The sequence below is a fragment of the Streptomyces sp. NPDC006458 genome (genome assembly GCF_040612135.1).
Classification (GTDB): Bacteria; Actinomycetota; Actinomycetes; order Streptomycetales; family Streptomycetaceae; genus Streptomyces.
Window position 1 is genome coordinate 20033 of sequence record NZ_JBEXPR010000007.1, and the last position, 26183, is coordinate 46215.

Here is a 26183-nt window from a genome sequence, read left to right on the forward strand (position 1 = left end):
ATGTACGCGCCCGACGCCGTACGCGCCCGACGTCGTACGCGCCCGACGCCGCGTTGCACGGCAGGAGCCGGCCGATGGGATCCTGCTCCGACGCGTGGGTCTCCATGCCGGCGGCATCGCCTGCGGAGACCTCGGCCTCGGTGATGTGCCAAGGGGTGCCGACGAGTTGAAGCACTTCGGCTCCCGCGCGGCCGTGGGGCCACCGGGTCGGCCCCGGGAAGTGCCGCGACGCCGGACGAGGCCAGGTCACCGAAGCCGGGATCCACGGCCCTCGTCTGGATCGGGCCTCGGGGCATGTGACTCAGGAACAGAACGCCGTCGTTGCGCGTCGTGATCCGAGCACGGTGACGAAGGCGACCGTAACGCAGTCCATGGCCCTGTGGCCGGTCATCATTGATGAGGCCCCAGTGGCAGCTGTCATGTCGCGGATCTAGCATGAATATCGTGCTGCGGGCGCGGCAGCCGGCAACCGGACTACCCCTGTCGGCCACAGGACCGAAGAGGCGCATGCCGTGCATGACCGAAGAGGCGCATGCCGCGCATATGGTTCCGGCGGAATTCCGGCCGCCTGCGGTCCGCGATCCCTGCCGAGCGGCCCGCATTCCGGGCCTCGCGTTCGCCGGAAGGCGCAGAAGCGTCGAGGCGCCGAGGCGTCGAGGCGTCAATGCGTCAATGCGTCAATGCGTCAATGCGTCAATGCGTCGATCCCGCCACGGCGTGCCCGCGGCCGACATCGCGCACGACCCCAGCCGCCGCAACCCGGACACGTGGCGAGAGACGCCGCACATGGGTCCATCCGCCGAAACGTCCAGCGGCTCGGCGGTAAGAGAGGACGGGCACGATGCCAGTGAACGAGTACAAGCCGGGGACCGCCTTCCCCGGGGTGATCGGGCGGACCACGGACCTGTCCAGCCCGGCGTGGCCCGAGCCGCCCGGGGCGGTGCCGGGCTCGCCCAACGTGCTGACGATCGTGCTCGACGACACGGGATACGGACAACTGGGCTGCTACGGCAGTCCGATGCGGACGCCGCGCCTCGACGGACTGGCCGCGGGCGGGCTGCTGTACAACAACATGCACACCACGGCACTGTGCTCGCCTTCGCGTTCCTGCGTCATCACCGGTCGCAATCACCATGCCAACGCCATGGCGGCGATCACGGAGCTGGCGACCGGCTATCCCGGCTACAACGGCAACATCCCGTTCGAGAACGGGTTCCTGTCCGAGATGCTGCTGGAGCACGGCTACAACACCTACATGCTCGGCAAGTGGCACCTGATGCCCTCGGCCCAGGAGTCACCCGCCGGGCCTTACAACCGCTGGCCGCTCGGCCGCGGCTTCGAGCGGTTCTACGGTTTCCTCGGCGGCGACACCAACCAGTGGTATCCGGAGCTGGTGTACGACAACCACCAGGTCGAGCCCCCCGCCTCACCGGAAGAGGGCTATCACTTCACTCCGGACCTGGCGGACAAGGCGATGCTCTTCATCTCCGACGCCAAACAGGTCGCCCCCGACAAGCCGTTCTTCCTCCACTTCTGCCCCGGCGCCACCCATGCGCCGCATCACGTACCGCGCGAGTGGGCCGACGGCTACCGGGGGCAGTTCGACGACGGCTGGGACGCCTACCGCGAGGTGACGTTCGCCAACCAGAAGCGCCTCGGTGTCGTACCCGCCGACGCCGTTCTCTCGCGCCACGACCCGGACGTGCCGGAGTGGGACTCCCTGTCCCCGGACGCCCGCCGGCTCGCCGCGCGCATGATGGAGGTCTTCGCCGGGTTCCTGTCCCACACCGACCACGAGATCGGGCGGCTGCTGGACTTCCTCCAGGAGATCGGGGAACTGGACAACACCCTGATCATGGTCGTCTCCGACAACGGGGCCAGCGCCGAGGGCGGCGTCACCGGGACGACCAACGAGGCGCAGTTCTTCAACAACGCTCCCGAACCGATCGAGGAGAGCCTGAGGGCGATCGACGACCTCGGCGGTCCCACGACGTTCAACCACTACCCCTGGGGCTGGACCTGGGCGGGCAACACGCCGTTCCGGCGCTGGAAGCGGGAGACCTACCGCGGCGGCGCCAGCGACCCGTTCCTCGTCCACTGGCCGCGCGGCATCAAGGCGCGGGGAGAGGTGCGCACCCAGTACGCACACCTCGTCGACATGGTCCCCACCGTGCTCGACATCCTCGGGATCGAGCCGCCCGAAACGATCAAGGGCGTCACACAGTCCCCCCTGCACGGGGTCAGCTTCGCCCACACCTTCGACGACCCGGCCGCGCCGACGCTCCACCGCACCCAGTACTTCGAGATGCTCGGGCACCGTGCCATCGACCACGACGGCTGGCGCGCCGTATGCCCCTGGCCGGGTCCGTCCTTCACCGAGGCGCGCCAGCCGTTCGGCACGCCCATCAGCTCGGAGAAGCTGTCCGAACTGGACGCCCACGCCTGGGAGCTGTACCACATCGACGAGGACTTCGCGGAGACCCGGGATGTCGCCGCCGAGCACCGCGCCAAGACCATCGAGCTGATCTCCCTGTGGTACGTGGAGGCCGGCAAGTACGGCGTGCTGCCGATCGACGGCAGCGTCCTGGCACGGATGTCCACGGAACGTCCGCACATCGGCAAGGAGCGGACCAGCTACACCTTCCGGCCCGGCACGCAGTCGCTGCCACCCTCCGTCGCCCCCCGGGTGCTCAACCGTCCGCACAGCATCACCGCCGACGTGGAGATCCCCGCCGACGGCGCCGAGGGAGTGCTGATGTGCCAGGGTTCGATGGCCGGCGGCTGGAGCCTCTACATCAAGGACGGCAAGCTGACGTACGTCCACAACTACGTCTCGCGAGCCCTCTACACGGTGACCTCGACCGACCCCGTGCCCGCGGGCCGCCATGAGCTGCGCTTCGAGTTCGAGCCGACGGGCAAGCCGGACCTCGCCGCCGGCAAGGGCGCACCGGGGCGTGCGGAGCTCTACGTCGACCGCCGCCTGGTCGGAGCGGCCGAGTTCCCGCTGACCACCCCCGTCATGTTCAACCCCGGCGGGATGACCTGCGGCGCCAACCCGGGCCAGCCGGTCACGTCCGACTACCGGTCGCCCTTCCGGTTCACCGGCGGGCTCCGCACGGTGACCGTCGACCTGTCGGGCGAGCTCATCATCGACGCGGACAGCGAGATGCGTATGCACATGGCCCGCCAGTGAAGGCCCGGTGGTGGAACAGGCCTCCCCGGCCCGGACAGCGGACCCAGCCGGAACCTGAGACAGCAGGGAGAGCAACATGCCAGGTCTGATCCGCGGGGTCGCGCGCACCGCCGTCGTCGCCGGAACCGCAACCGCCGTCTCCAACCGGGTGTCACGGCGCCAGCAGGGCCGCTGGGCCCAGCAGGCCGCCGCCGAGCAGCCCGCACCAGCCCCGGCGGCACCGCCGCCGGCCCCTGCGGCCGACGCCTCGGACAACACGATCGCCCGGCTGAAGGAGCTCGGTGAACTCAAGGCCCAAGGGGTGCTGACCGACGCGGAGTTCGAGGAGCAGAAGCGCAGAATTCTAGGCTCCTGACCGGGCATCGAGCCGCGTGGCGCCGATCAGGCGAAAGGGCACCACGCGGCAGGGCACCCACCCGGCAAGGCTTCGACCGCACTCCTGAAAGCGGGTCCCGCAGGGTGCGAGCCCGGTCCGCGGTCGAGCTGCCCAGCGGGTCGCTCGCGGCGCCATCAGCCTCGCGGCCGGGCCGGGATCCGTCCGCGTCGGGATCCGTCCACGGCGGGATCCGTCCGCGGCGGGATCACCCGCGTGTTCCAGCGGCCCCCTGAGAGGAGAGCAGCAGCGGTTCGTGCGGGTCCCGCCCGGCCAGGAACCAGCCCCCGTTCACCCACGTGCCCGGCGACGGGCACCCTGTCCCTGCGTCTCCCCCTCGGACGCGCCCAACCCCGGACCCCGCCCGCACGGTGACCCGCACGCCGCCTCGCCGGGAGGATTCCTGGTCGTTCGTCCCGCCCACAGGGACCTGCGACCGGAGTAGTGTCGAGACACCGGGAGTACTTCGCACACCAGATCGGACGCTGGTGCCGTTCTCGGCGAACAACAGGACCGGAACGTCGAAGACGAGCCCGGAGACAGGTTCGCGTCATGACCGCGACCAGCAGACACCGGCCATCACTGAGCACGGTCGGCCTCTTCCGCTCCGCCCGCGGGAGGTGAGGACGTGGAGACCTTCATCGCCGCGGCGCTGATCATCGCCATGGTCACCATGGGAATCGCCCTGATCCACCAGCTCAACGCGCAGCACGACGCGAGGATCGCGGCCTACCGCTACAGCGACGCGCTACCGGGGATCGGCCGTCGGCGGGCGAGGAACCGACGAGCGCCGAAGCCGTCCGCGTCGCCCACCGCCCATGACGCCCCGGCGGGCGGTGCCCCGGACGAGTCCGCCCGTTCCCCGGTGGAAGCAGTGGGCGGGCCGGGACCGCGTCGCCCCGTGGAGTCACTGGAACCGCCCTCTGCCGGGAACGTCGACGTACGCCTCGTCGCCTCCTCCCCCGAGGCCGCCCGCCGGGTCGCGGAGATTCTCCGTCGCTGCTTCGCCTCGACCGAGCAACGCAGCTATCCCGTCGGCACGGCGCCAGGCGGAACCCGCCTCCACCTGACGGTGGACACGGACCGCGCGGCAGAGCCCGCGCGGTCCTGGCTGGTCACGAGCAGGTCCTCGGGGGACGGCCACAGGCAGACGGACGAGGTCTGAAGCGCGCGAACCCGCGCGACGATCTCCGGATCTCCCGGCAGGGCCTCGCCGGGAGCCGTGAAAACGCGTCCGCGCTGCTCACGCCGGAACCGAAGGGATCCGCGGGCCCCGAAACGCCCGCCCGATGCCCGAAACGCGCATCGGGCATAGCATGAAAGCGGGTCGGCACACTCTCACGTGCGACCGGCCCGGAAGGGCGACCCCGGTGTGTATACGCCGGGGTCGTTGGCGCACGGCCGACGCGCCCCCCCCCCCGGGAGCGGGGAGTGATGCGTCGCGCCGGGAGCGGGGCGTGATGCGTCGCGCCGACGTCCGGGCACGGCGCGCCCACGACGTCGTGCCCCACACCCGTCCCTCCTCCGCACGGACCGGCCGGGGCGGCCCTCACAGCAGGTCAGCCCACGAGCCCCAGCCCGACGTGGCCTTCGTGACCCGCGAGGTGAAGCCCCCCGTGCCCGTCCCCGCGTGGAAGTACAGGGCGCCCGTCGAGGTCGTCGTCATCAGGTCGGCCTTGCCGTCGCCGTTGGCGTCGCCCGGGGAGAAGAGCTTGCGGTACTGCTGCCAGCCCGTGCCGATCCTCACCCGGGGCAGGAAGGGCGCCGAGGCCCTGCCAGTGCCGGCCAGGCGCCACAGGGTGCCGGAGGTGTCCCGGGCGAGGACGTCGGGGCGGCCGTCGCCGGTGAGGTCACCGCCGGCGATCAGGGCGTTGTACGTCTGCCAGCCGGTGGCCACCGAGGCGCGCGCGGCCACCGAAGTGCCCGAGCCGTTGCCCGCGTTGAGATAGACCGTGCCGGAGGTGGTGACCGACAGGAGGTCGCCCAAGCCGTCGCCCGTGAGGTCGCCTGGGCCGAGGATGCGGCCGTACGACGTGGAGCCGCCCGCGATCTCCGGGTCGGACAGCGCGTAGTACGCCGGGTTCGTCAGGCGGCCCGTGCCGGTCGAGTGGACGACCAGGTCGGCGAGGCCGTTCTCGCGCAGGGCGGAGGCGTAGGCCAGGTGGCTCGTCGACGGGGGCCAGGCCGAGCCGATCTCCAGCCTGCTCGTCAGGGAACCCGTGCCGGTCACCTCGTAGCTGTAGAGCGAGCCGGCGGACGTGCGGGCCATGATGCCGAACTTGCCGAAGTGCGGGGTGTTGCCCGCGCCCGCGAACTGCGTGACCTTGCCCCAGCCCGTGCTGCGGGCCGACCGTGTGCCGAAGGTGCCCTTGCCGTCGCCGGCGTAGAACCACAGGGCGCCGGAGAAGTCCCGGGCCAGCAGGTCGGTCCTGCCGTTCCCGTCCCAGTCGCCGCCGCCGACGAGCTGGTTGTACGAGGCCCAGTCGCTCCTCGGGTCCTGGACGCGGGCGTTGAAGATGCCGCCGCCGCGGCCGAGGTAGCGGTAGAGGGCCCCGGCGGGGGTGCGTGCCAGGACGTCGCCCACGCCGTCGCCGTCGAGGTCGCCCGCGCCGATCAGCTGGTCGAACTGCTGCCAGCCGGTGCCCGCCTTCGCCCTGGCGCCGAAGGCGCCCTTGCCGTCACCGGGGTAGAACCACAGGGCGCCCGAGAGGTCCCGGGCCAGCAGGTCGGCCCTGCCGTCGCGGTTCATGTCGCCCGGGGCGAGCACCTTGTTGTAGATCTGCCAGCCGGTGGCGACCGTACGGTACGAACCCAGGCCGCCGGGCGTCCTGGCGTAGACGCCCGTGTGCAGGCGCAGGACACCGCTCGGGCTCAGTGTCAGGACGTCCTGGACGCCGTCGGAGTCCAGGTCGCCGGGCGCCAGGACGTCCTTGACCTTGGCGACGTCCGAGTCCAGGGCCATCGTCTCGGGCGCCGACGTGCCCGTGTTGACGTACAACTGGCCCGCTACGTTCCGGTAGACCAGGTCGGACGTGCCGTCCCCGTCGAAATCGCCGCGCGTCGGGGCCTTCGCGTCGGCGTCTTCGGGCAGCGCGACGAAGACGCCTGCCGCGAGGACCGCGGCCGCCGCGGCGAGCACGGACAGCGATCGGGGGCGCCGGTGAACCCGGCTTGCGCCGCGCCGCCGGGATCGGGTGGTGAACACGTTCTCTCCCGGAGGGGTCAAGGGGTGGCCGCAGTGGTCTCGGGGGACGCCCCGGTGCTCGTACTCGGGGACGGCTGCGCCTCCACCCCGACCTGCCGCACACCCGGCACCCCGTCGTCCACCCGGAACGTCGCCGCCGTGGCGGTCGTGCCGTTCCTCGTCAACACCGTCGAGATCGCCCGCAGTTGGGCGTCGATGCCGTCCGGGGCGATGTCCAGGAGGAGGTAGCCGCGGCGCGCGTCGATCATTTTCCAGTGGGGGTTGTCCGCCAGCTTGGGGGCCCATTCGGCGGCGAAGGCCTGAAGGTCCTCGTCGCCGCTGCTGGAGATGGAGGTGCCGACGAACTCGGCGCCGACGACGGGCGATTCCGGGTCGGCGTAGTCCAGCTTGAGGTCGCTGACGATGGTGCGGTGGCGGTCGCCGGACAGGACGACCGGGTTGCGGACGGAGCTGAACTCCCGCAGCAGGGCGGCGCGTTCCTGCTGGTAGCCGTCCCAGGCGTCGTACGACCACTCCTTGCCGACGCCGGCCAGGAAGTCGGTCTCGGCCATCATCACCTGGGAGGCGACGAGGTTCCAGGTCGTGCCGGACTCGGCCATGCCCGAAAGCAGCCAGTCGCGCTGGGTGTCGCCCATGATGACGCGGCCGGTCTCGGTCGCGGCCTCGGCGGTGGCCGCCTGGTCGTCGCGGTACTGGCGGGTGTCGAGGACGTGCAGCCGGGCCAGGGCGCCGAAGTCGAGCCTGCGGTACATCAGCGCGTCGGGGCCGCTGGGCTTCTGCCGGGCGCGGATCGGCATGTGCTCGTAGAAGGCCTGGAAGGCGGCCGCGCGACGGGCGAGGAATGTGTCGCGGGGCCACGCGGCCGGGTCGCCCGCCACGGATCCGGCCCAGTCCTGGTCCACCTCGTGGTCGTCGAACACGACGACGAAGGGGGCGGCGGCGCGCATCGCCTGGAGGTCGGGGTCGGTGTTGTACTGCTCGTGGCGGGCGCGGTACTGGGCGAGCGTGACGGGCGCGCCCCCGCCCTCGTGCCGGCGTACGCGATACGAGTTGGCGGAGCTCTCGTAGATGTAGTCGCCGACGAACAGCACCAGGTCCGGCCGCTGTTCCTTCATGTCCCGGTACGGGGTGAACCAGCCGTGCTGCCAGTTCTGGCAGGAGGCGAGGGCGATGCGCAGGCGCTCCGGGGTGCTTCCGGCGGCCGGGGCCGTGCGGGTACGGCCCGTGCCGGAGGTGCGGCCCAGGGCCTTGAAGCGGTACCAGTAGTCCGTCGCCGGGGTCAGGCCCGTGACGTCGACGTGGACGCTGTGGCCGAGGGTGCCGCTCGCCGTCGCCGTACCGCTTTTGACGATCTTCGTGAAGGCGCTGTCCGTCGCGAGTTCCCAGGCCACCGGCACTGTGGGGGCGAGGATGCCCGAGCCGCCCTGCTGGGCGGGGATCAGCCTGGTCCACAGCACGATCGCGTTCGGGAGCGGGTCGCCGGAGGCCACGCCCAGCTTGAAGACCGTGCCGCTCACGGTCGCGCCGGGGCCCGCGAGGGCCGTCGGGCCGCCCACGGAGGCCGAGGCGTCGCCGGTCAGGTACTGTCCGGCGGCCAGCGCGCCCGCCGTGCCCAGTGTGACGGCTCCCGCGCCCAGGAACCGCCTGCGGCGTATGCCGTCCGAACTGCTCGCGTTCACAGCGCGTGCCCTTCCCCGGAGGCGGTGCGCTGGGCAGCGCCGGTGAACTGATCGGCGGGATTCTAATACCCTCGCCGATGAGGGACCCGGCCCCCCGGCCGACCGAACAGCCACCGACGCGGACACCGATGCAGACACGGACGCGGACACCGAAGCCGACACCGAAGCAGACAGCAGGAGCCATGCGCCGACCCACGCTCTCCGTCCTCACGGCCGCCCTGCTGCTGGCCGGGGCGGTGGCATGCTCCTCGTCGTCCGACGCCGAGGACCGTCCGGGCGGCGGCGCCGGGTCGGGCTCGTCCGCCGCGGAGGCCGGGAGCGGGTCGTCGGGCGCGGACGAAGCCGGCGGCACGGCGTCCGACCCGACGGATCCGAACGACCCGAACGACCAGAGCGGCCAGAGCGGCCAGAGCACCGGCGGCAGCGGCCCCTCCCCCTCCTCACCGCCCCCCGGTGTCCTCTACGGCGCCGACCAGCTCCCCACCCCCGCCGCCGACCACTGCCGTACGAAGGACCTGTCGGCCGTGGCGCGCGGCACCGGGCAGGGCCGGGCCGAGGTCGTCCTCACCAACGAGGGCAAGGGCTCCTGCACGCTGCGCGGCTTCCTCTCCCTGCTCTTCGTGGGCGAGGCCGGCCGGGCCGAACTGCCCGTGGACTGGGACGGCTCGGCGGCGAACGCCGCGAAGGTGACCCTCGCCCCGGGCGACTCCGCCACCGCCGGGCTCACCTTCACGAGCCTCGACGAGTGCGAGCCGGTGACCGGCCTCGACGTCGTCCCGCCCGGCGAGTCCCGGCCTCTGACGCCCGGCTTCACCACGTCCGGCGGGACGAGGACGGACGTGCGGATCTGCGACACCGGCGTGAGGGTGACGGCGTTCGCGCCCTCATCGTGAGGGCCACCCGCTTCCTCCAGGTCGTCCCGGTCAGGCCCGGGGAGGCGGCCCGCAGCAGTCGGCGGGTGTCCCAGGTGACGGCGGGCCGGTGGACGAGGGCCCGGCAGTCGAGGACCCAGGGCCCGATGGCCCGGACCGCCCGCAGGGAACGTCACCCCGGGCGCTCCGCCTGCCGCATCCGCGCGTACGCGTACACGCACCCCGCGAGCGCGAGGTCGGACAGCAGCATGAAGCCGATGGAGTAGGAGTTCTTGGCGCTGTAGACGGCACCCATGACCAGCGGCGGGACGAAGCCGCCGAGGCCGCCCATGGCGCCGACGATGCCGGTGACGCTGCCGACCTGGGGCTGCGGGGTGACCCGGGCGACGAGCGCGATGACGGAGCCGCTGGCGGTGCCGAGACCGGCGGCCATCGTCAGTAGGCAGAGGGTGGCGCCGGGGTTCAGGGGCGGGTCGAAGGACTGGACGACGGCCAGCAGCGCCACCGCGCCCAGCGCCCAGGACGTGACCACCGCCGGGTGCACCCGGAGGCGAGCGGGGCGATGAGGTTCCAGGCCCAGAAGGTGAGGGTGAAGCCGAGGGTGGCCATCGCGAGGTTCCGCCAGGCGGCGGCGGACGGCCGGTCGCCGGCCTGCTCCGCGGACGGCTGCTCACTGTGAACATGGCCGGTGGTCGACACGCCTTCGATGATCAGCCGCCCCGTGACGGCCCGCATCTCGGCACATCGCGAGGGCCACGCGGCCGGCCGCGTGGCGGGCCGCAGGCGGAAGGAGAAGGCCTCCGTCAGGCGCCGGTGCGCGGTCTTCCGCACGGCCGCGATCCGCCGGCGGCCGTCCTCCCGGCCGCGTACGACCGTGTAGCTGGCGCGCTTGTCGAGCCGCCGCGCGCGCCGTCCGCCGCGCGTCACCGCCACGGCCGTGCCGGGGCCGAGCAGACGCAGGTCGACGATCTCCAGGGTCAGGGTCGTGCCCTTGAGGAAGCTGTCGAAGAGGTCCTGGTGGGCGCGGCCGATCTCGGCGCCGCCGCGGTAGACGGTGCCGGCATGGGTGACGTCGGTGAAGTGCCGGCCGTAGGCGGTACCGTCGCCGCGGTTCCAGGCGTCGGCACTGCAAACGTCCTCGACCTGTCCGGCCCGATGACCCCCGGGGAACTGGGCGCGCGGACGGGGCTGACCACCGGGCCCACCACCCGCCTGATCGACCGGGCGGACCCGGGGCGGGAACACCCCCCGCACCCGGTCTCGCGTCCCGGTCGTATCGGCGGGGCGCGGGCGCCGTTAGGCTTCCCGTATGGCAAAGGCCGGTGGGGAGCGGATGAGCGTGGTGACCGCGTTGGTGCGGTCCTCGTACCTGGTGGACGCCGTGTACGCCGACGCGAGCCACGCGTACGGGCTGACGCCGCAACAGGGCAAGCTTCTGTGCGTGCTGATGCCCCAGCCGTACGGCATGCGTGAGCTGGGCGAGATGCTGGGGCTGGCCAAGTCGAGCCTGACCGGTCTGGTGGACCGCACCGCGCAGCGCGGGCTGGTGCGCCGGGAGGCCGATCCGAGCGACGGGCGCGCGGTGCGCGTGGCGCTGACCGCGCAGGGCGCCCGGCTGGCGGAGGAGTTCTACGACGAGGCGTGCCGTCGCATCGACGAGCTGCCCTCGGGGCTGAGCGCGCAGGAGCGCGACCAGCTGGCCGCGCTCCTGGCTCGCGTGGTGCAGGACAGCAAGGTGCCCGAGGTGTTCCTCGACCCCCAGCCCTGACGGCGCCGGTCCCGGGCCCGGGCCCGGGGTGTGACTACTCCTGCGGCGCCTTCGTGCCGAACAGGTTCGCACCACGGACTTCGATGGGGTCTCCGGCGGACCGGTCCAGGGGGGAGGGGCGGGCGCGGTACGCCGTGGTCTACCCGGCCTTCGGGGTGCTGGCCGGGGACAGCGCGCCGGTGCCCGCGGCGCTCGGGGCACTGCTGGGGACGGGCCGGGCCGCGGCGCTCGGTCTGCTCACGTCCCCCATGTCCACGACACAGCTGGTCGCCGTGACCGGGCAGGGGCTCGGGTCCGTGGGGCGGCATCTGCGGTTGCTGCTGGACGCGGGGCTGGTGCGGCGACAGCGGGCGGGGAGGTCGGTGCTGTACTCGCGAACGGCGGCGGGGGACATGCTGGTGCTCGGGGCCGATGGGGGTAGTCACCGTTCGTCGCCGTCCGCGGGCGGTCGTCGCTTCTCGCGCCGTTCCCCGCGCCCCTTCGGCGGCGTCTTCGCCCGCGGCGTTAGCATCCGGAGCATGACTGATGACCTCAACGAGACCTCTCCCCTCGGCGTCGAGATAGGGAGCCTCACCGGCGGCTCCGCGGATCTGGCCTCCTACGCCGGCCGGACCGTCCTCATCGTGAACGTGGCGTCCAAGTGCGGGCTGACCCCGCAGTACAGCGGCCTGGAGCGGCTGCAGGAGCGGTTCGCCGAGAAGGGGTTCACGGTGCTCGGTGTGCCGTGCAACCAGTTCCTCGGGCAGGAGCCCGGTTCGGCGGAGGAGATCGCGGAGTTCTGCTCGGCGACGTACGGGGTGAGCTTCCCGATGACCGAGAAGGTCGAGGTGAACGGGGACGGGCGGCACGCGCTGTACGAGCGGCTCGTCGGGTTCGCGGACGCCGAGGGGCACAGCGGGGACATCCGCTGGAACTTCGAGAAGTTCCTGATCGGCCGGAACGGGCAGGTCGTCGGGCGGTTCTCGCCGCAGACCGAGCCGGAGTCGGCGGAGCTGGTGGCGGCCGTGGAGCAGGCGATCGGCTGACCCTGCGGCCGGGAGTTTGACCTTGCCCCTGGGGCAAGGCGGAGCGTCGGAGTCGCCGGGCGGGACGAGCCGTCCGGCGACGGAGGGCGAGGCTGCCTGAGATGGACGACGACGAACTGCTGACCATCGGCGCGTTCGCCGCGCGGGCCCGGCTGTCGGCCAAGGCGCTGCGGCTGTACGACCGGCTAGGACTGCTCGCCCCGGCCCGGGTGGACGCCGTGACCGGCTACCGCTACTACCGGGCCGGCCAGGTGGAGCGGGCCCGGCTGGTGGCCCTGCTGCGGCAGCTGGACATGCCGCTGGCGCGGATCGCCGAGGTGGCCGACGCGGACGCCGGCGACGCCGCCGGGCTGCTGGCGGTGTACTGGGCGGACGTGGAGACGCGGTTCGCCGCGCAGCGGACGCTGGCCGAGTACCTCCGTGGACGCCTTTCGGGGAGGAGCTCCGAGATGTACGGAAAGTTCACGGTCGAGACGGTCGAGGTGCCCGCGCGGGCGGTGATCACCGAGTCCCGGCACGTTCTGGCGGACGAACTGCCCGCCTGGATCGGGGCGTCGATGGGACGACTGGAGGAAGCGGCCCGCGCGTGCGGGGGCGTCGCCGCGCCGCCGTTCGTCGTCTACCACTCCGCGGTGTCGATGGAGAGCGACGGCCCCGCCGAGAGCTGTCTGCCGGTCGCCGACGAGGCCGCCGCGCGGGCCTGGGCCGAGCGGCACGGCCGCACCTGGGACACCAGGGTCCGGGTGGAGCCCGCCCGTAAGCTGGCCTACACCCGGATCACCAAGGCGCAGGTCGCGCATCCGCAGATCCTGGTGGCCTTCGAGGCGGTGGAGGAGTGGATGAAGCGCGAGGGGCTGTCCTACGACGGTCCCTGCCGGGAGATCTACTTCGCCGACTGGGAGACCGCCGGGCCCGAGGACCCGGTGTGCGACGTGGCGTTCCCGGTGCGCTGACCGGTGCGCCGACCGCTCCCGGTACGGACCCGGCGCCGCGCGGAGGGGCTCCGCGCGGCGCCGGGCACAAGCCGAGCCCCCTCGGCAAGGACGGCGAACTGGTCGAGAGGGCTCCTGCTGGTGCTTGTTGAGTTGTCGTGTCATCGGCGCAGGATCGGGAAGACCCTCGCTTTCAGGCCTTGACCGATGTCACGAACGCCTGCCACGCGCCGGTGGGGAAGGCGAGGGTCGGGCCGTCGGTGACCTTGGAGTCACGCACCGACAGTGCGGCCGGGACAGGGGACTTGACCTCGACGCACGCGCCGTTGCCCTGGGAGTAGGACGACTTGACCCACGTGTCCGTCGCGCCCTGCTTGATCGCCATTTTCGCTCCAGTAGCCAGTTGCTTGCTGAGTTGCAGAGTTGCTGTGTTTGCGCCAGCCCATGTGCTCGATTGGCGTGATCGACGCTACTCGCCAACTCCGGCGCCCGGAGGAACCGTTCACCCGACCGGATGACATATTCCAGAGGGACTTCCCTCAAGGTCGTGTAACGGTGTACCGTCCGGCGCCCCAGCTCTGGAACGGTCTCGGCAACGACTTCCGGGGCGGCCCTCAGCCCTCGCGGGCGTAGTCCTTGGCCACCTTGGAGATGAACTCCCGGGTCTGCTCGACGTTCAGGGCCTGGGCCCTCAAGTGCTCGTACATCACGCTGTACTTGGACACGTCCTGCGCCTTCTCCAGGTACAGGTCGCTGGTCACGCCCTCGATGTAGACGACGGTGGAGTCGGCGGCGTCGGGGAACTCCAGGATCGCGTACTGGCCGCTGACGCCCGGGTGTGCGCCCATGGAGAACGGGATCACCTGCACGGTGACGTGCGGCAGCTGGGCCATCTCCAGCAGATGTTCCAGCTGTTCGATCATCACCTGGCGGTTGCCGACCTCGCGGCGCAGCGCCGCCTCGTCGACCACGGCCCACAGCCGGAGCGGGTTGTCGGCGGCGGAAATACGTTCCTGCCTGCGCATGCGAACCTGGACGCGCTTGTCGATGTCGCCCTGCGCGGCCTCCGGCAACGCGCCCGCGATGAGGGCCTCGGCGTACCCGCGCGTCTGCAACAGGCCGGGCACGACCTGCGGGTCGTACACGCGCAGGCTGGCCGCGTCCGTCTCCAGGCCGATGTAGACGCTGTACGGCACATCGCCGAAGGCGTGCCACCAGCCCTGCTGGCGGGAGTCCTTGGCCATCTGCATCAGTGAGTCGACGACGCGCTGGTCCTCCACGTCGTAGACCCCGCACAGGTCGCGGACGTCACGCTGGCTGATACTGCGCCGGCCGTTCTCCAGGCGGCTGATCTTCGACTGCGACACCAGCAGCCGCTCGGCCACCTCCTCCGCCGTCATGCCCTTGAGCTCACGGAGCCGGCGCAGTTCCTGGCCCAACCGGCGCCGCCTGACGGTGGGATTGACATTGGACGCCACGAGACGTGCACCTCCGGCTGCTGCCTGTACCTAACACTTTGCGTATCTGCTGTTGAGCAGACTGCCACCAAGGTGCTTCCTACCGCTGGCAAACGGGGGATATGCGCCAAGTGCACGACAGTGAACGTGCGAAGCCGCGATCCGGACACGCGCCGAACCGCATCCGGACTCGGACGGGGTTACATCCGGACAGGGGAACGAGACTTCCCTCGAACATGGGGTGGGATGGCATGTTGTGAGGCGCGGCGGGAGCGCGGACGGGGCCGCAGCCTCGCCGGGCATGGATCGCGGCCTCTGGGCTCGGGGCCGGGCGGGGCCCGGACGCGGACGAGCGCGAGGCCCGAACGGGGGCCGGAGCCGGACCGGAACGGGGGCCGGAACGGGGGCCGGAACGGGGGCCGGAGCCGGGCCGGAGCGGGTCCGTGCGCGGTTCGTGGCGGGGTCCGGACTTGGGCTCGGACTTGCCCGGACATCGGCCGGCGTGCGGACCGGGGTACGGGCCGGGGTACGGGCCGGGGTGGGGACCGGCGCGGGACGGCGCGGGACGGGGGTGCGGACCGGGCACGCGGGAACGCCGGTCCGAGGGTGTCGGAACGTCGGCCGGGGTGGGGTCGGGGCGCGCGAGTGCCTGCCCGAGGTCCGTCGGGGCGCGGGCCGACGTGAGGCCCGGCGCGGGCCGGGGGTGCGGACGAGCGGAGCGGGGTGACCTGGTGGTCGCTCCGCTCCGCCCGTCGCGGCGGCTCCCGGTGACGGGTTCGCGGGGTCGTGCGGCGGTGCCGGGGCCCTCGGCTCAGTGGACTCCGGCGCGTGCCATGGGGCTGTGGTGCGGCTGCACCGGAACACTGCGTGCGGGTTCCGCTGCGGGCCTGCCCGGGGCGGCCTGGCGGCCGACCGGGGCCGGGTTGCGTCGCGGCTGGGCCGCGGCGCCGTTCTGGACGTCCATGACCGCGTGCGCCACGAGACCGCCCATCGGGTCGTGCCTGATCAGATCCCGCAGCCGGGAGCGCGAGGAGCGACCCTCGTTGCCCGGATACAGGTGCTTGCCGAGCCCGACCGCGTGGGCCAGGGCGGCGAGCGCCGCGGTCCGCGGGTCCGGCGGTACGCCGGTGCGGATCGCGGAGTCCAGCCGGGCCCTGATCTCCCGGCTGATCGCCGTGTCCGTCGCCTGGTAGCGAGTCGTCGGCAGCACTCCGCACATCTGTCCCGCCACGGCATGCACCATGCCGCACCGCTCCAGATGCGAGAGGTAGGTCTGGCGAAGCCCGAGACGCGGCCCGCCGATCCAGTGGACAGCCCGAACCGGAGCGCCGCGCCTTCGCAGCAACTCCAACGCGCAGTCCAGTGTCGGATCTCCAGTCGGCCGTGGGGACACCACGGCGATACGATCCCCATCTGGGGCTATCCGTCCGGCCAGCGCCAGCTCCACTAGCTGCGCTCCGGCCAGACCGAGGTCGAGCGACTGCGGCTGTGCAGTGGTACCCGTGGTCGGGTCCAGTGCCAGCAACAGAAGCTCCTCCGGAATTGTTCTGCGGCTCCTGCCCATCCATGCCTCCCCGCGTGGATGAATGACAGGGTGACCCCTCTCACATTGGTCTGTCGAGGGTGCGTTACCTGTTTGTAAGGGAACCGGCAGGTATGTCGTTCTCGTCTATCGCGTTGGTCAGGGCCACACACAGGACACTGGTGCACGGTTCGGACAGCGTCGTGGACACGGGTCCGGGCGGCGGTTCAGGGTTCGGTTGAGCGCGCGGAGTGCGTGCGGCACGGAGGAGGCATCGGTGGCGGGCGAGTCCCCCGACAGGTCGAAGCAACGCGAGTCGTCGGCAGAATCGACGCCGGGAACCGCGGCCCCGGTTCCCGAGGCCCGCGATCCACGACTCGCCGTGGCCCGCGAGTCCGCCACGACGCCCCCGGCGCCCGTGAAGGACACGGCCACGCAGGTCCTCTCCCTCCCGAAGACCCCCTCCTCCGAGCCCGAGGACGACACCGAGCCCGCGGAGGACGCCCGCCTGCGCGCCGCCGTGGCCGCCTGGGTCACCAAGGGCGCCCAGACCTCCGAGGAGCCGTCCGGGGAGCCGTCCGAGGCGTCTGGAGCGCCTGAGGAGCCCTCCACGGCGCCTGAAGGGCCCGCCGAGGGCTCCGTCGAGGACGGGACCGAGGACGAGACCGGCGAAGGGACCGGGGCCGGGACCGAGGACGGGACCGGGGAGCCGGCCGCGGACTCCGTCGAGGACTCGGCCGAGGAGCTTCCCGACGACGAGCCCGAAGCGGCCTCCGAGGAGGCGTCCGGCGAGGACGCCACGGACGGCGACGACGCCACGGACAGCGAGGGCACGGACTCCGAGGAGGCACGCGCGGACGAGTCCGGTGAGTCAGGCGAGTCAGGCGAGTCCGGTGAGTCCGGTGAGTCCGACACCGCCGCCGACGCCGACGCCGAGTCCCAGGAGGAGTCCGGGAAGTCGGAGGAGTCCGGGGAGTCGGAGGAGTCCGGCGAGACGGCCGAGGACGAGCCCGGGGCCGCCCGGCCCGCCGACGAGCGGGAAGACCCGGCCGCGGAGCCCGAGGGCGGCGAGGCCGAGGACGCGGCCGAGGCCGACGAAGCCCCCGCCCCCGGGCCCGGGGCCGCCGGCCGCGAGGACACCCCGCAGAAGCCACCCGCGCACGACGACGAGACCCGCACGGGCGGTGCGGGCGGGGACGCGAGGGCGGCCGCGGGCGAGGCCGAGGCCGGTCCCAGGCCCGTCGACCAGCCCACCAGCGTCTTCCGCAGGCTCGGCGACGTCCCCGACCAGCCCACCACCACGCTCAAGCTCGGTGCCCCCGAGCGCACCACCCAGCAGCCGCTTCCCCCGAGGCCTCCGCTGGACCTCCTCGCCGAGCTGACCAACACGCCGCCGCCCCCGCAGACCCCCCTGCGCCAGGCGGCCCGGCGGGTCAAGATCTGGACCCCGCTGGTCCTTCTCCTCGTGGTCGTGTTTGCGGTCGTACAGTCAATGCGCCCGCTCCCCGCGCCGGAGCTGACGCTGACCGCGAAGGACAGTTACACCTTCGAGGGCGACCTCCAGGGCATCCCGTGGCCGCAGGACGGCCAGGCCGCGCTCGACGTGCAGGGCATCGGCTCCTTCGGCTCGTCCGGTGAGCAGAAGCCCGTCCCGATCGCCAGCGTCGCCAAGGTGATGACGGCGTACCTCGTCCTGCGCGACCACCCGCTCAAGAGCGGCGCCGAGGGCCCGAAGATCGAGATCGACCAGACGGCCCAGGACCAGTCCGACGCCGGTCAGGAGTCGACCGTCGACGTGACGGCCGGAGACTCGATCACCCAGCGTGAGGCACTGGAGAGCATCCTCATCGCCTCCGCCAACAACGTCGCCCGGCTGCTCGCGCGCTGGGACGCCGGCTCGGAGAAGGCGTTCGTGGAGAAGATGAACGCCGCCGCCGCGGACCTCGGCATGACGAACACCACGTACACCGACCCCTCGGGCCTGAACGACACCACCGTCTCCACGGCCGTGGACCAGGTGAAGCTCGCCAAGGCCGCGATGAAGGAGCCCGCCTTCCGCGAGGTCGCGGCGATGATGGAGTACTACGACTACAAGGGCGAGCGGCACCCCAACTGGAACCAGCTGGTCGGCAGGAACGACGTCGTCGGCATCAAGACCGGCACCACCACCTCCGCCCTGGGCAACCTGGTCTTCGCGGCGAAGAAGGAGATCGACGGGGAGACCCGCACGATCGTCGGCGCCGTCGTCCGCCAGCCCCCGGGCGGCTTCGACAACACGATCCTGCAGGGCGCCCTGTCCGCGGGCGACGAGCTGATCCGGGCCGCGCAGGAGCGCCTGGAGTCGGCGACGATCCTGAAGAAGGGCGACATCGTCGGCTATGTGGACGACGGTCTCGGCGGCCGCACCCCGGTCGTGGCGACCAAGGACGTCACCGCGGTCGGCTGGGCCGGTCTGAAGGTGGAGCTGAAGTTCACCGCCGACGAGCTGCCGCACACCGCGAAGGCCGGCACCCAGGTCGGCACGCTCACCGTCGGCGACGGCGGCACCGCGGGCGCGGTCAAGGTGCCGGTCGCCCTCCAGAGCGACCTGGCCGAACCGGGCTGGACGGACAGGCTGACCCGTATCGCCTGATCGGCCGAAGCGGCCGCGGCCCGCCACGGACCCGCCCCGGGTTTCCGTCGGCGGGCCGCATGCTAGCGTCACGAAACGGGACAAGGTCGCCGGGCGTGGAACACAGCCGTGAAGTTTGTGGGAACGGGACGCGGCCGACAGCAGAAGACGGGATACGGGGAGTGCCTACAGGTGGCCACTGCGGAGCCGACACGCGCCGACGACACCGGTCCGGGCCCGGACACCGGCCCGCGAATACCGCTGTCCCCGTCCGAGGATGAGCCCCCTCCTCGCGGAGCCGTGACCGCCGTCCGCGAGGCCTTCCTGCGTCACCCCGTCCTCGCCTTCACCGCCCTGTCCGGTGTCCTGCACGTCGCCTGGTTCTTCACATTCGCGAACAGTGGCGGCGACCTGGCCGCGCAGGACGCCTGGGCCGAGTTCGTCGGCCGCCACCCCGACTCGGCGTACAACCTCGCCTGGTACGGGGGCATGCACCCGGTGTCGTACAGCGTGGTGTCGCCGTATCTGATGTCGGTCCTCGGTGTCCGTACGACGATGATGATCGCCGGGACCGTGTCCGCGGGCCTGCTGACGCTGGTGCTGATGCGCAGCAGGTCGGTGCGCAATCCGCTGTGGGCCTCGCTCGCGGGCGTGTTCGCCTTCCTGTGCAACGCGGTCTCGGGCCGGGTGACCTTCGGCCTGGGCACGGTGTTCGCGCTCGGCGCGGTCGCCGTCGTGTTCTGCTGGCCGTACAAGTGGCGCTACAAGCGGTGGGCGAAGGCCCTGTGCGCGGCCCCGCTGGCGGCGCTCGCGACGATGTCCTCGCCGGTCGCGGGGCTGTTCGTCGGTCTGATCGCGGTGGCGATGTTCCTGCAGAAGCGCCTGCCGGGCGCGTGGGCGCTGGGCCTCGGGCCGACCGCGGTGGTGGCGGTGTCGGCGTGGGCGTTCCCGTTCTCCGGCACCCAGCCGATGTCCTTCGCCTCCGCGAGTCTGCCGCTGCTGTACGCGGTCATCGTCTTCGCCGTCGTGCCGCGCGCGTGGACGACCGTGCGGATCACGGCCGCGGTGTACGGGCTGTCGGTGCTGCTGGTGTGGCTGATCAGCTCGCAGATCGGCTCCAACATCACGCGGCTGCCGATGCTGTTCGCGGGGGTGGCGCTGGTGGCCGCGCTGCCGTTCACGGTGCCGCGCTCGCGCAAGTGGTACACGATCGTGGTCGCCTCGGTCGGGTTCGCCGGCTGGATCGGCTTCAAGTCGGTCGACGACGTCGTGCACACCACGCCGACCGCGTCCTGGACCCGCGAGCTCGCTCCGCTGGTCAACGAGTTGCAGGAGGTCGGCGCCGACCAGGGCCGGGTGGAGGTCGTGCCCGCCCGCTCGCACCGCGAGGCCTCCGCGCTCGCGCCGTACGTGAACCTGGCCCGCGGCTGGAACCGCCAGGCCGACATGGAGCGCAACCCCCTCTTCTACGACGACACCCTGAACTCGGCGAACTACCACGAGTGGCTGCGCCGCTGGGCCGTGCACTTCGTGGTCCTGCCCAAGGATGACCCGGACGGCGAGGGCGCCGAGCGCGAGCGGGAGCTGGTGCAGCGCGGGCTGCCGTATCTGCGGCAGGTGTGGGGCGACGCCAACTGGCAGCTGTTCGCCGTCACCGACCCGGCCCCGCTCGCCGACCCGCCGGCCACGGTCGAGCGGGCCGAGCAGGGCGAGATGACCCTGACGGTCTCCCAGCCGGGCCGGGTGCTGATCCGGGTGCCCTACTCGCCCTGGCTGAAGCTGGTCGACGCCGACGGCAAGGGGGTCGAGCCGCCCCAGGAGACCGAGGCCTCGAAGGACCGGCCCGAGGGCACCCCGAAGACGTACGAGAACCTCAACGGCTGTCTGCTGGAGACCGAGGAGGACGCGCTCGGCGACAGGTGGACCGAGCTGCTGGCGCCCCGAGCGGGCACCTACCGCCTCGCCTCCCCCTATGAGCTGCCGCGTGGCACGCCCTGCCCGGAGGAGCTGCGCTGACCGAAGGGGCGCTCGTCGTCGAGAGTCCCTGGCGCAGCTCGTCGACGTGGGTGTCGGTGCCGGGCACGGTCGGCACGAACGGGGCGACCAGCTCGACGCGGCCGAGCCCCGAGGCGGCGACGGCCTCGTCGAGCCCGGTGCGGGCTCGCGGACGCGGACTTCACGACCTGGCAGAGAGTGATCGACGTCAATCTGCTGGGGACGCCGCGGATGACCCGGGCCTGTCTGCCGCTGCTGAGGGTGCGCGGCGGTTCGGTGGTGATCATCGGCACGCAGTCGGCGGTGGCCGCGCCTCACAGGTGCGGCAGGCGGCGTACGCGGCCTCGAAGGGGGCGCTGACCAGCGCGATGTACGGTCGGTCGCGCCCGCGCGGCGGAGCCGCACATCGCCTTCGGCCTCGCGCGCCTTTCAGGGCGTTCGCGGATACCGCGCCAGCCACCCCGGGGACGATCCGGTCGGACCGTGCAGGGCGGGCCCCTGGGTCATCTCCATCGCGAAGTCGTCGGCCAGTTCCAGGATCGTGGGACGGCCCTCCAGCTCGGCCAGCCAGGCCGGGGGGAGGGCCGTTTCGCCGTGCAGGGCGCCGAGGAGACCGCCGGTGAGGCAGGCCGTGGCGGCGGACGGGCCGCCCTGGTTGGCGGCGAGACGCAGTCCGTGACGGACGTCCTCGGCGACCAGGGCGCAGTACACGGCCGCCGACAGGACCTGTTCCGCCGTGCCCTCGGCGGACAGCTCCTCCACCCGGGCCGGGTCCGGGATGCCCTGGCGGACCGCGCCGAGCGCCCTCTGCAGGGCGTCGTTCACCGGTTCATGGCCGGGCCGCGCGGCGAGCAGCCCCATCGCGCGCTGGACCGAGCCGTCCAGATGCTCCCCCCGGGCCAGCCCGTGCACGATCACGGCGTAGCCGCCCGCGGTGAGACAGGCCGCCGGGTGCCCGTGGGTCTGGGCCGCGCACTCCAGCGCGAGCTGCGCCACGAGCTGGGGCTCCCAGCCGACCAGGAGACCGAAGGCAGCCGAGCGGGCCGCGGGTTCGGGGCCCGGCGCGCCGGGGTTCTTGGGGGCCTCCAGGGTGCCCATGATGTCGTCGCCGAGGCCCAGCAGCAGCGGGCGGGCGGGGGCGCGGCGGGCGTACAGCCACTCCTCACGGGCCAGCCAGCCGTCGTCCTTGCGGCGCTCGTCGGGGCCCCAGTCTCGCTGGGTGGCGGCCCAGCGCAGATACGCGCGGTGCACATCGGTCGGCGGATGCCAGGCCCCGGTGTCCCGGCGGACCTGGGCCCGGATCAGCCCGTCGACGGTGAACAGCCCGAGCTGGGTGAGATGCGTGACCGCGCCCCGCCGCCCGTACGCGGGAGCCAGGTCGACGAGCCCGTCGGCCCCGTGCTCCTCCCGGATGCCGTCCAGATCGAGCCCGTCCACCGCCGCCCCGAGCGCGTCCCCCACAGCGGCCCCGAGCAGGGTGCCCCGCACCCGGCTCCGAAAGTCCTGCTGCTCGGCCCGGCCCCATATGGCCCCGGTCGTCGCACCCACAAAGACCTCCCCAGGGCACCGTCCGTACGTACGACAGGCTCAGCACTGTAATCGACCGGGAACGGTCGGCTCAGAGCGCGAATCGGTCGACGGCGGGCAGACAGCGGGGTTCCGGGCTCTGTGTCCGAAGCCCGCACCCGCCGGGGACGGCCGCGATCTCCATCGGGGAAGATGACTGTCATGTCCACAAACAAATCCCCCCACCCGCCCGTACTCCCCCTGGCCGCAGGGCTGTTGACCGCCACGGCCGCGCTCTACATCGCTCTCGTGGCGCTCGGGAACATCACCGACTTCGGGTCCAATCAGCAGTTCGTGCGGCACGTGCTGGCGATGGACAGCACGTTCAAGGACGAGGACCTGATGTGGAGAGCCGTCACCAGTACGGCGCTTCAGGACGCGGCCTATGTGGCGATCATCGTCTGGGAGACGGTGGCGGCGCTGGTGCTGATCGCCGGGACCTGGCTGTGGGCGCGCGGCCGGTTCGGTGCGGCCCGGCGCGTGTCGACGTACGGGCTGCTGATGCTGATGCTGCTGTTCGGTGCCGGGTTCATCGGGATCGGCGGCGAGTGGTTCGCGATGTGGCAGTCGGCGGACTGGAACGGGCTGGACGCCGCGACCCGGGTGTTCCTGATGAGCGGCGTGATCCTGATCGTGGTCCAGCTGCCGTTCCGCGAGGGAGAGCGGAAAGCGGAGCAGGACCGAGAGCGGGAACGAGAGTGCGAGCGGGAGCGGGAGCGGGAGCGGGACTAGCCGACCACGCGGACCGGCGTCCCCGCCGTCGCGAACGCCCAGAGCGCGGCACCCGCGTCCTTGGTCATGCGGATGCCGCCGGTCTGCCGGCCCTGGGCGGGCGGCGGGGATGAGCCGTCGAGGGCGTTGGAGAAGGCTATGTTCACGCCCGACTGCAGGGCGAAGTACACGATGTGCTCGATCTCGACGCCGTCGGAGCCGGTGGTCGGGTCCTCCGCGCGCTCGCCGACCGTGTAGCTGCCCGGGTCCGGGGCGACCGTGCCCGGCCAGACGGGGAAGGTGCGGCGCACGGCGTCACTGGCGTCGACCAGCCAGACCCGGCGCTCACCGAGCGAGTAGACGACACGGCGCCCGGTGCCGGACTCTGCCGGGGCGGCGGGCGGTACCGCCTCGCTCGGCTTCGGCTTCGGGCTCGCCGGTGCCGAGACGCTCGGCCGGGCCGCCGTCGGCTCCGGGTGCGGACCCTTGTCGGCCTGCACCGCGAGGACGGCGACGGCGGCGACCCCGCCCGCGGTCAGACCGGTGACCCAGGCCCATGAGGGCAGTCGGGCAGACACGGGCGCTTCTCCTCAGTCGCTCGGGCAGCCCACCGAGGCCACCAGGGTCGGATCATCGTACTGCCAGGCCCGGGGCGGGCCCCACGGGCGGTCAGTCCAGTACCGGCAGCAGTTCCGGCAGGTGACCGTCCGAGGCCGCCGCGGCCCGCTGCCGCTCCTGCGGGACCTCGCCGTACAGGGTGGTGCGGGGGCGCGCCGGGCGGCCCGCCGCCTCGGCGATCGCGATCAGGTCCTTGACCGACTTGTAGGAGCCGTAGGCGGAGCCCGCCATACGGGAGATCGTCTCCTCCATGAGGGTCCCGCCCAGGTCGTTCGCTCCGGAGCGCAGCATCTCGGCCGCGCCCTCGGTGCCGAGCTTCACCCAGCTCGTCTGGATGTTGGGGATGTACGGGTGCAGGAGCAGACGGGCCATCGCCGTGACCGCGCGGTTGTCCCGAGTTGTCGGTCCCGGGCGGGCGATCCCCGCGAGGTACACGGGCGCGTTGGTGTGGATGAACGGCAGCGTCACGAACTCCGTGAAGCCGCCCGTCTCGCGCTGGATCGAGGCCAAGGTGCGCAGATGGCCGAGCCAGTGGCGCGGCTGGTCGACATGGCCGTACATCATCGTCGAGGAGGAGCGGATGCCCAGCTCGTGCGCGGTGGTGATCACCTCGATCCAGGTGGCCGCGGGCAGCTTGCCCTTGGTCAGCACCCAGCGGACCTCGTCGTCCAGGATCTCCGCGGCCGTGCCCGGCACCGAGTCAAGGCCCGCCTCCTTGGCGGCGGTCAGCCACTCGCGGATCGACAGGCCGGTCCGGGTCGCGCCGTTGACGACCTCCATCGGCGAGAAGGCGTGCACATGCATGCCCGGCACCCGCTCCTTCACCGCCTTCGCGATGTCGAAGTACGCCGTGCCCGGCAGGTCCGGGTGGATGCCGCCCTGCATGCACACCTCGACCGCGCCCACGTCCCAGGCCTGCTGGGCCCGGTCGGCGACCTGCTCCAGGGAGAGCGTGTAGGCGTCGGCGTCGGTGCGGCGCTGCGCGAAGGCGCAGAAGCGGCAGCCGGTGTAGCAGACGTTCGTGAAGTTGATGTTCCGCGTGACGATGTAGGTCACGTCGTCGCCGACCGCCGCCCTGCGGACGTCGTCGGCGATCCGGCACAGCGCGTCCAGCTCGGGCCCGTCCGCGTGCAGCAGGGCCAGCGCCTCGGCGTCGGTCAGCCGCGTCGGATCGTCCGCGGCCGTGCGCAGCGCCTGCCGTACGTCGGTGTCGACGCGCTCCGGGACCATGCCGGGGGCGGCGGCCTCGCGCAGGGCGTCCCAGTCGCCGTACACCTCGTCGAAGTCGTCGCGGCGGTCGGCGCTGCGGCCCTCGCTGTCGATCGAGGCGTGCAGATCCGTGCGGCCGGAGGATACGAACGCCTCCTCCGGCTCCTGCCAGGGCAGACCGCGCGGCAGCGCCCCGGCGCGCGCGAGCCCGGTCTGAGGGTCGGCGAGCGCGGCCACGTGCGGGCGCAGCCGGGGGTCCAGCCAGGGCTCGCCGCGCCGGACGAACTCCGGGTAGACGCACAGGCGTTCGCGCAGCTCGAAGCCCGCGGCCCGGGACCGCTCGGCCAGTTCCTCGATCTGCGGCCAGGGGCGCTCGGGGTTGACGTGGTCGATGGTCAGCGGGGACACCCCGCCCCAGTCGTCGATGCCGGCCGCGATCAGCCGCTCGTACTCGCTGTCCACGAGGTTGGGCGGGGCCTGGAGGCAGGCGGAGGGTCCCATGACGAGCCGGGCGACGGCCACGGCTGCGACCAGTTCGTCGAGTTCGGCGTCGGGCATGCCGCGCATGGCCGTGTCCGGCTTGGCGCGGAAGTTCTGGATGATCAGTTCCTGGATGCCGTGGTAGGCGCGGGCGATCCTCCTCAGCGCGAAGAGGGACTCGGCGCGCTCCTCGTACGTCTCGCCGATGCCGAGGAGGATCCCGGAGGTGAAGGGCACGGAGGAGCGGCCCGCGTCCTGGAGCACCCGCAGCCGTACGGCGGGTTCCTTGTCCGGGGAGCCGTGGTGGGGGCCGCCGGGCTCCGACCACAGGCGGGTCGCGGTGGTCTCCAGCATCATGCCCATGGAGGGCGCGACCGGCTTCAGGCGCTGGAAGTCCGTCCAGGACATCACCCCTGGGTTGAGGTGGGGCAGCAGGCCCGTCTCCTCCAGGATGCGCACGGAGATGGCCCGGACGTAGGCGATGGTGTCGTCGTAGCCGTGCGCGTCGAGCCACTCGCGCGCCTCGGGCCAGCGGTCCTCCGGCTTGTCGCCGAGGGTGATGAGGGCTTCCTTGCAGCCGAGGGCCGCGCCCTTGCGGGCGATGTCCAGTACCTCGTCCGGGGACATGAACATCCCGTGCCCGGCGCGGCGCAGCTTGCCGGGGACGGTGACGAACGTGCAGTAGTGGCACTTGTCCCGGCACAGCCGGGTCAGCGGTATGAAGACGCTCTTCGAGTACGTGATCACGCCCGGACGTCCGGCGGCCGCGAGGCCCGCGTCGCGCACGCGGGCGGCGGACGCGGCGAGGTCCTCCAGTGCCGCGCCACGGGCCTGGAGCAGGACGGCCGCCTCGGTGACGTCCAGGGCGACACCGTCACGGGCCCGTCTGAGGGCGCGACGCAGGGAGTTCTCGGTCGGGCCGGTTCCGGAGGTCGCGGAAGTGGTCATTCTCGAAGCATACGGTCGG

Annotated in this window: 19 protein-coding genes and 2 pseudogenes; 11 read left to right on the forward strand and 10 right to left on the reverse strand. The window is 72.3% G+C overall.

All coding sequences use genetic code 11. The features are described 5' to 3' along the window. Positions 1–841: 841 nt before the first annotated feature. The 3 genes from ABZZ79_RS11315 (at position 842) to ABZZ79_RS11325 (ending at position 4731) form a co-directional block, all read left to right on the forward strand. Positions 842–3193 (forward strand): arylsulfatase, encoded by a 2352-nt coding sequence (locus ABZZ79_RS11315; RefSeq protein ID WP_356688672.1) that lies wholly within the window; start codon positions 842–844, stop codon positions 3191–3193. 76 nt (positions 3194–3269) lie between these two features. Further along, positions 3270–3548 (forward strand): SHOCT domain-containing protein, encoded by a 279-nt coding sequence (locus tag ABZZ79_RS11320; RefSeq protein ID WP_356688673.1) that lies wholly within the window; start codon positions 3270–3272, stop codon positions 3546–3548. Between the two features lie 919 nt (positions 3549–4467). Continuing rightward, positions 4468–4731: a hypothetical protein gene (locus ABZZ79_RS11325; RefSeq protein WP_356688916.1), complete on the forward strand. Its 264-nt coding sequence runs from the start codon at positions 4468–4470 to the stop codon at positions 4729–4731. Between the two features lie 384 nt (positions 4732–5115). Here the strand turns inward: ABZZ79_RS11325 and ABZZ79_RS11330 are convergent, their stop codons facing one another. Beyond that, complete coding sequence (locus ABZZ79_RS11330; protein WP_356688674.1) at positions 5116–6771, reverse strand: VCBS repeat-containing protein; 1656 nt, start codon at positions 6769–6771, stop codon at positions 5116–5118. A gap of 17 nt (positions 6772–6788) precedes the next feature. Further along, positions 6789–8450, reverse strand: coding sequence for an alkaline phosphatase D family protein (locus tag ABZZ79_RS11335; protein WP_356688675.1), 1662 nt, complete (start codon positions 8448–8450; stop codon positions 6789–6791). 182 nt (positions 8451–8632) lie between these two features. Here ABZZ79_RS11335 and ABZZ79_RS11340 point away from each other — a divergent pair, with 182 nt between their 5' ends. Beyond that, positions 8633–9343 carry a DUF4232 domain-containing protein gene (locus tag ABZZ79_RS11340; RefSeq protein WP_356688676.1) on the forward strand — a complete coding sequence of 237 codons (711 nt, stop codon included), beginning with the start codon at positions 8633–8635 and terminating at the stop codon, positions 9341–9343. Between the two features lie 151 nt (positions 9344–9494). On the opposite strand, the pseudogene ABZZ79_RS11345 reads toward ABZZ79_RS11340, so the two are convergent. Together ABZZ79_RS11345 and ABZZ79_RS11350 are read right to left on the reverse strand one after the other, a co-directional pair. Beyond that, a pseudogene (locus tag ABZZ79_RS11345) lies at positions 9495–9869 on the reverse strand (MFS transporter); the annotation flags it as partial. Then, positions 9785–10567, reverse strand: a complete 783-nt coding sequence (locus ABZZ79_RS11350; protein ID WP_356688677.1) for a hypothetical protein — start codon at positions 10565–10567, stop codon at positions 9785–9787. The gene ABZZ79_RS11350 and the pseudogene ABZZ79_RS11345, both read right to left, overlap by 85 nt. Positions 10568–10655: 88 nt before the next feature. Between ABZZ79_RS11350 and ABZZ79_RS11355 the strand changes: the two genes are divergently transcribed. From ABZZ79_RS11355 to ABZZ79_RS11365, 3 genes are all read left to right on the forward strand, one after another. Continuing rightward, a complete protein-coding gene (locus ABZZ79_RS11355; RefSeq protein WP_356688917.1) occupies positions 10656–11090 on the forward strand; it encodes a MarR family transcriptional regulator in 435 nt (144 codons plus the stop codon). Between the two features lie 518 nt (positions 11091–11608). Beyond that, on the forward strand, positions 11609–12115 hold the full coding sequence (locus ABZZ79_RS11360; RefSeq protein ID WP_356688678.1) for a glutathione peroxidase: 507 nt from the start codon (positions 11609–11611) through the stop codon (positions 12113–12115). 101 nt (positions 12116–12216) lie between these two features. Continuing rightward, complete coding sequence (locus tag ABZZ79_RS11365) at positions 12217–13068, forward strand: MerR family transcriptional regulator (RefSeq protein WP_356688679.1); 852 nt, start codon at positions 12217–12219, stop codon at positions 13066–13068. A gap of 172 nt (positions 13069–13240) precedes the next feature. Here the strand turns inward: ABZZ79_RS11365 and ABZZ79_RS11370 are convergent, their stop codons facing one another. From ABZZ79_RS11370 to ABZZ79_RS11380, 3 genes are all read right to left on the reverse strand, one after another. After that, a complete protein-coding gene (locus ABZZ79_RS11370) occupies positions 13241–13432 on the reverse strand; it encodes a DUF397 domain-containing protein (protein ID WP_356688680.1) in 192 nt (63 codons plus the stop codon). 229 nt (positions 13433–13661) lie between these two features. Further along, positions 13662–14525, reverse strand: a complete 864-nt coding sequence (locus tag ABZZ79_RS11375; RefSeq protein WP_356688681.1) for a helix-turn-helix transcriptional regulator — start codon at positions 14523–14525, stop codon at positions 13662–13664. 790 nt (positions 14526–15315) lie between these two features. Continuing rightward, positions 15316–16068 (reverse strand): GPP34 family phosphoprotein, encoded by a 753-nt coding sequence (locus tag ABZZ79_RS11380; protein ID WP_356688682.1) that lies wholly within the window; start codon positions 16066–16068, stop codon positions 15316–15318. A gap of 235 nt (positions 16069–16303) precedes the next feature. Here ABZZ79_RS11380 and ABZZ79_RS11385 point away from each other — a divergent pair, with 235 nt between their 5' ends. From ABZZ79_RS11385 to ABZZ79_RS11395, 3 genes and pseudogenes are all read left to right on the forward strand, one after another. Next, positions 16304–18658 carry a D-alanyl-D-alanine carboxypeptidase gene (locus tag ABZZ79_RS11385; RefSeq protein ID WP_356688683.1) on the forward strand — a complete coding sequence of 785 codons (2355 nt, stop codon included), beginning with the start codon at positions 16304–16306 and terminating at the stop codon, positions 18656–18658. A 171-nt stretch (positions 18659–18829) separates the two neighbouring features. After that, positions 18830–20653 (forward strand): MFS transporter, encoded by a 1824-nt coding sequence (locus tag ABZZ79_RS11390; protein ID WP_356688684.1) that lies wholly within the window; start codon positions 18830–18832, stop codon positions 20651–20653. A gap of 141 nt (positions 20654–20794) precedes the next feature. After that, positions 20795–21048 (forward strand): annotated as a pseudogene (locus tag ABZZ79_RS11395) (SDR family NAD(P)-dependent oxidoreductase); the annotation flags it as partial. A gap of 13 nt (positions 21049–21061) precedes the next feature. Here the strand turns inward: ABZZ79_RS11395 and ABZZ79_RS11400 are convergent. After that, positions 21062–22180 (reverse strand): ADP-ribosylglycohydrolase family protein, encoded by a 1119-nt coding sequence (locus ABZZ79_RS11400; RefSeq protein ID WP_356688685.1) that lies wholly within the window; start codon positions 22178–22180, stop codon positions 21062–21064. A gap of 180 nt (positions 22181–22360) precedes the next feature. Between ABZZ79_RS11400 and ABZZ79_RS11405 the strand changes: the two genes are divergently transcribed. Continuing rightward, positions 22361–22930: a DUF2165 domain-containing protein gene (locus tag ABZZ79_RS11405; RefSeq protein WP_356688686.1), complete on the forward strand. Its 570-nt coding sequence runs from the start codon at positions 22361–22363 to the stop codon at positions 22928–22930. Here the strand turns inward: ABZZ79_RS11405 and ABZZ79_RS11410 are convergent. Both ABZZ79_RS11410 and ABZZ79_RS11415 read right to left on the reverse strand, forming a co-directional pair. Next, on the reverse strand, positions 22927–23487 hold the full coding sequence (locus ABZZ79_RS11410) for a L,D-transpeptidase (protein WP_356688687.1): 561 nt from the start codon (positions 23485–23487) through the stop codon (positions 22927–22929). The genes ABZZ79_RS11405 and ABZZ79_RS11410 overlap by 4 nt on opposite strands. 91 nt (positions 23488–23578) lie before the next feature. Then, positions 23579–26164, reverse strand: coding sequence for a bifunctional FO biosynthesis protein CofGH (locus tag ABZZ79_RS11415; protein ID WP_356688688.1), 2586 nt, complete (start codon positions 26162–26164; stop codon positions 23579–23581). Positions 26165–26183 lie beyond the last annotated feature (19 nt).

Excerpts from the sequence above, each read along its gene's own strand:
- ABZZ79_RS11315 (WP_356688672.1), top strand. The coding sequence starts at position 842 with ATGCCAGTGAACGAGTACAAGCCGGGGACCGCCTTCCCCGGGGTGATC.
- ABZZ79_RS11320 (WP_356688673.1), top strand. The coding sequence starts at position 3,270 with ATGCCAGGTCTGATCCGCGGGGTCGCGCGCACCGCCGTCGTCGCCGGA.
- ABZZ79_RS11340 (WP_356688676.1), top strand. The coding sequence starts at position 8,633 with ATGCGCCGACCCACGCTCTCCGTCCTCACGGCCGCCCTGCTGCTGGCC.
- ABZZ79_RS11355 (WP_356688917.1), top strand. The coding sequence starts at position 10,656 with ATGAGCGTGGTGACCGCGTTGGTGCGGTCCTCGTACCTGGTGGACGCC.
- ABZZ79_RS11360 (WP_356688678.1), top strand. The coding sequence starts at position 11,609 with ATGACTGATGACCTCAACGAGACCTCTCCCCTCGGCGTCGAGATAGGG.
- ABZZ79_RS11365 (WP_356688679.1), top strand. The coding sequence starts at position 12,217 with ATGGACGACGACGAACTGCTGACCATCGGCGCGTTCGCCGCGCGGGCC.
- ABZZ79_RS11370 (WP_356688680.1), bottom strand. The coding sequence starts at position 13,432 with ATGGCGATCAAGCAGGGCGCGACGGACACGTGGGTCAAGTCGTCCTAC.
- ABZZ79_RS11380 (WP_356688682.1), bottom strand. The coding sequence starts at position 16,068 with ATGGGCAGGAGCCGCAGAACAATTCCGGAGGAGCTTCTGTTGCTGGCA.
- ABZZ79_RS11405 (WP_356688686.1), top strand. The coding sequence starts at position 22,361 with ATGTCCACAAACAAATCCCCCCACCCGCCCGTACTCCCCCTGGCCGCA.
- ABZZ79_RS11415 (WP_356688688.1), bottom strand. The coding sequence starts at position 26,164 with ATGACCACTTCCGCGACCTCCGGAACCGGCCCGACCGAGAACTCCCTG.